The sequence below is a fragment of the Bradyrhizobium sp. P2_E8 genome (assembly GCF_056403875.1).
Window position 1 is genome coordinate 1 of the sequence record NZ_JBFUES010000830.1, and the last position, 3,382, is coordinate 3,382.

At 64.4% G+C, this 3,382-nt stretch carries 3 protein-coding genes; 2 read left to right on the forward strand and 1 reads right to left on the reverse strand.

Annotated features, from left to right (window positions below; genetic code table 11):
* Window positions 1–1,112, reverse strand: a 1,112-nt coding sequence (locus AC1D00_RS32610; protein WP_477013497.1) for an ABC transporter substrate-binding protein, incomplete at its 3' end; no start/stop codon positions are given.
* 209 nt (window positions 1,113–1,321) lie between these two features.
* Here AC1D00_RS32610 and AC1D00_RS32615 point away from each other — a divergent pair.
* Both AC1D00_RS32615 and AC1D00_RS32620 read left to right on the forward strand, forming a co-directional pair.
* Complete coding sequence (locus AC1D00_RS32615) at window positions 1,322–2,176, forward strand: thermonuclease family protein (protein WP_477013498.1); 855 nt, start codon at window positions 1,322–1,324, stop codon at window positions 2,174–2,176.
* A gap of 132 nt (window positions 2,177–2,308) precedes the next feature.
* Window positions 2,309–3,382: M48 family metalloprotease (locus tag AC1D00_RS32620; RefSeq protein WP_477013499.1), on the forward strand; the 1,074-nt coding region annotated here is incomplete at its 3' end.

A 3,382-nucleotide genomic window follows, 5' to 3' on the forward strand; every position in this document is an offset into this window, starting at 1 on the left:
CCCTTGGACTCCGATGGCTTCTTCACCTCGAACAGGTACATGTCGTGAATCATGCGGCCATCCTCGCGGATCTTGCCACCCTTGGCGAAGAAATCGTTGATCGGCGTCTCCTTCATCACCTTGATGACCGCAGCCGCATCCGTCGTACCCGCCGCCTTCACGGCTTTCAGGTAATGCGTCACGGACGAATAGACGCCGGCCTGCGCCGAGGTCGGCGGCCGCTTCATGCGCTCGGTGAAGCGCTTCGAGAACGCGCGCGTGTCGTCGTTGAGGTCCCAGTAGAAGGCTTCCGCCAGCAGCAGGCCTTGCGCCGTCTCCAGTCCGATCGAATCGATATCGGTCACGAAGGCCAGCAGCGGCGAGACCTTCTGGCCGCCCTTGGTGATGCCGAACTCGGCCGCCTGCTTGATGGCATTGACGGTGTCGCCGCCGGCGTTGGCAAGGCCAATCACCTTGGCCTTGGAAGCCTGGGCCTGAAGCAGGAAGGACGAGAAATCCGACGTGTTGAGCGGATGGCGCACGCCGCCGAGCACCTTGCCGCCGGTCTTGGTGACGACGGCGCCGGTGTCCTTCTCCAGATCCTGGCCGAAGGCATAGTCGGCCGTGAGGAAGAACCAGGTATCGAGGCCCGATTTCACCGCCGCAAGGCCGGTCACGTTGGCCTGGCCGTAGGTATCGAACACGTAGTGCACGGTGTAGGGACCGCAGGCCTCGTTGGTGAGACGGATCGAGCCCGGGCCGTTGAACATGATGATCTTGTTGCGCGCCTTCGCGATCTCGCCGGCAGCAAGCGCGGTTGCGGAGGCCGCGACGTCGTAGATCATCTCGACACCCTGGTTGTCGAGCATGTCGCGGGCGATGTTGGCGGAGAGATCCGCCTTGTTGAGATGGTCGGCCGCCAGCACCTGGATCTTGCGTCCCAGCACCTCGCCGCCGAAGTCTTCGACGGCCATCTTGGCTGCAGTCTCGCTGCCGGGACCGGTGATGTCGGCATAGAGGCTCGACATGTCGAGAATGCCGCCGATCTTCAGTGGCGGCTTGTCCTCGGCCTGCACGGCGCTCGCACTCAGCGCAAACGCAGCGGCAAAAATGCCCGGCAAAATTCTCTTCATCGAAAAGACCTCCCTTATCGCGCCGTGCTCTGATGGCGGCTTGGTTATTGCTTTTGGCTATCGCTATTGCCGCAATCATGCCGCATGCGCGACAGGGCAGCAAGCGCGAGGGGCGTGCAGGTCGCGCGATCGTCACGCGTTTTCCGCAAAGCGGAATGGTGGAATGACGCAAGATGTTTCCGCATCGTCATTGCGAGCGCAGCGAAGCAATGACGGAGTGTGAGGAAGCCTCTTCGCGACCCGCTACGCATGGGTTAAAGCTGGAGCGTAACGCAACCTCTCCGGGCAACGTGACACGATCACTCATCCTCATCGCCGCAGCGCTATTCGTGTTCGCGTCTGGTGATGCGTTCGCGGCGCCGTGCCAATTCGAGTCCCAGGGCGAAGGCCGCGTCACCGCGATCATCGATGGCCGCAGCGTGCGCCTCGATGACGGCCGCGAGGTGCGCCTCTCCGGAATCGAACCGACCGCGACGACGAAGCAGGCGCTGGCCTCGCTGCTGGTCGGCCGCGACGTGATGCTGCGGAGCGCTGACGACACGCCCGATCGCTATGGGCGCCAGGGCGGGCTGGTCTTCATCGGCGAAAGCGACACCCCGGTGCAGGCGATGCTGCTGGCCCAGGGCGAGGCCATCGTCTCCGCCGAGATCGCCGACAAGGACTGTGCGGCCGCCCTGATGTCGTCGGAGGCCGAGGCGCGGCGCCAAAAAAAGGGCAACTGGGCTGACCTGTCGGCCATAAAAAACGCGGAAAGTCCGGACGATATTTTGGCCGGGATCGGGCGCTTTGTGGTGGTCGAGGGCAAAGTCCTGTCGGTCCGGCAAGCTGGGGCAATGACCTACCTCAACTTCGGACGGAACTGGACACGCGGCTTTGCCGTGACTATTTCAAGGCGCGCGTTACCGGCGTTCGAAAACGCCGGGGTTGCCATTAAGTCCTTGGAAAATCGACGTATTCGAGTCCGAGGCTGGGTTGAGGGGAATACGGGGCCGCGTATCGATGTGCGCCTCGTGGGACAGGTCGAGTTGCTGAGTGCAAACGAGCCGACAGGGGTAAGGCCTTAAGCGGGCCGGGCACGGGTTAACGACGTGAATGGGGTGCTAGAACAGCACAAAACGAGTGAAGGCCGCCGCCTTCGGGCTGCGCCGGCTGCGCTATGCCTTGTGCTGGGCACGGCGCTCGCCGGCTGCGGCGATATGGGCCGGTTCCAGACCGCGGCGGCCCCGCCGGCGGTCGCGATGCCCAAGCCGAAGCCCGCAGTCGCGCAGACCCCCGCCACCGAAAAGGAGCACGAGCGCATCCTGGCGAGCTATGGCGGCGCCTATGATGACCCCAGGCTCGAATCGCTGGTCACCAAGACCGTCGACCGGCTCGTCGCCGCCTCGGACCGCCCTGACCAGGGCTACCGGGTCACCATTCTCAATTCCGGCGCAGTGAACGCCTTCGCGCTGCCGAACGGCCAGCTCTACGTCACGCGCGGTCTCCTTGCGCTTGCGAGCGATACGTCGGAATTGTCCTCCGTGCTCAGCCACGAGATGGCGCATGTGCTGTCCAAGCACGCCGCGATGCGCGAGGACCAGGCGCGCCAGGCCGCGATCGTCACCCGTGTCGTCACCGACATGAGCAACGATCCCGATCTCACCGCGCTCGCTCTGGCCAAGACCAAGCTCACCATGGCGAGCTTTTCGCGCAACCAGGAGTTCGAGGCGGACGGCATCGGCGTCGGCATCTCCGCCAAGGCACATTTCGACCCTTATGGCGCCGCACGCTTTCTTTCGGCGATGGAGCGCAATGCCGAGCTGAAGGCCGGCAAGACCTCCTCGCTCGATCCGCGCGCGCAGGACTTCACCTCGTCGCATCCGGCAACCCCGGAGCGTGTGCAGAACGCGCAGACCATCGCGCGGCAGTACGTCGCTCCGGAGGGCGGCGAGCGCGACCGCGAGAGCTATCTCGCCGCGATCGACAACCTCGTCTATGGCGAAGACCCGAGCGAAGGTTTTGTCCGCGGCCGCCGCTTCCTGCATCCGAAGCTCGGCTTCACCTTCCAGGCGCCGGACAATTTCACGCTCGACAACACCGCGCAGGCGGTGATCGGCGTGCGTGACGGCGGCTCGCAGGCGATGCGCTTCGACGTGGTGAGGGTGCCGGCCGAGCAGTCGCTCGGCGATTACCTCAATTCAGGTTGGATGGAAGGCGTCGAGAAGGCGTCCACGGAAGACATCACCATCAACGGCTTCCCGGCCGCGTCCGCCACCGCCAAGGGCGACCAG